Here is a 1,226-nt window from a genome sequence, read left to right as displayed (position 1 = left end):
TGGATGTCTATCCAGTTCTTTATTATCCTGTCGCAAATTCATTTCCAAAGAGTATTTATAGTGATTGGACGTCTTCGCGGCATTTTGCTTGAAAAGCAACCACCTGAAGTTTTAATTGAAGTTAACGGCATTGGCTATGAAGTTCAGATGCCAATGAGCTGTTTCTACGAACTGCCAAATATCGGCGAAGAAGCGATTATTTATACTCATTTTGTTGTGCGTGAAGACGCGCAATTGCTTTACGGTTTTAATACAGTAAAAGAGCGTGCGCTATTCCGTGAAGTGATCAAAGCAAACGGCGTTGGCCCTAAACTTGGCTTAGGTATTCTTTCAGGCATGACAGCGAGCCAGTTCGTGTCTTGTGTAGAGCGTGAAGATGTTTCTACGCTTGTGAAGTTACCAGGTGTTGGTAAGAAAACCGCCGAGCGTTTGGTCGTTGAAATGAAAGACCGCTTGAAAGGTTGGGGAGCTGGCGACTTATTCACGCCGTTTACTGATGCCGCTCCTACTGACTCGGCTGCCGCTTCGTCAAATAGTGCAGAAGAAGAGGCGGTCAGCGCACTTCTTGCTCTAGGCTACAAGCCAACTCAAGCGTCGAAAGTCGTTTCTCAAATTGCTAAACCGGACATGAGCAGCGAGCAGCTGATCCGTGAAGCACTAAAATCAATGGTGTAACGGAAAGTTCAAGGTAACAGTATGATTGAAGCCGATCGTTTAATCGCTCCTGAAAATCCAGCGTTTCGTGATGAAGATGTTATTGACCGTGCTATTCGCCCTAAAAAGTTGGCGGATTACCAAGGTCAGGATCATGTCCGTGATCAGATGGAGATTTTCATCAAAGCGGCACAATTGCGTAGTGAGGCGTTAGACCACCTACTTATTTTTGGCCCTCCAGGTTTGGGTAAAACGACGTTGGCAAACATTGTTGCTAACGAGATGGAAGTGAACATCCGTACTACTTCTGGACCTGTTCTCGAAAAAGCCGCCGATTTGGCCGCGTTGTTGACCAACCTTGAGGAAAACGACGTGCTTTTCATTGATGAGATCCATCGTCTTAGCCCTATGGTCGAAGAGGTGCTGTATCCGGCAATGGAAGATTACCAATTGGACATCATGATTGGTGAAGGCCCGGCCGCACGTTCTATCAAAATTGATTTGCCACCATTCACATTGATTGGTGCAACGACGCGAGCGGGGTCTTTGACTTCTCCGCTGCGTGACCGTTT

General features: G+C 46.5%; 2 protein-coding genes. Both read left to right on the top strand.

What is annotated here, in order from left to right; genetic code table 11:
* The first annotated feature begins 60 nt into the window (after positions 1 to 60).
* On the top strand, positions 61 to 675 hold the full coding sequence (gene ruvA / locus R7R24_RS24630) for a Holliday junction branch migration protein RuvA (protein WP_005486097.1): 615 nt from the start codon (positions 61 to 63) through the stop codon (positions 673 to 675).
* A gap of 21 nt (positions 676 to 696) precedes the next feature.
* Positions 697 to 1,226: Holliday junction branch migration DNA helicase RuvB (gene ruvB / locus R7R24_RS24625; RefSeq protein ID WP_318119716.1), on the top strand; the 530-nt coding region annotated here is incomplete at its 3' end.

This window comes from Vibrio sp. 704, assembly GCF_033339295.1.
This window is presented reverse-complemented; position numbering and strand designations above follow the sequence as displayed.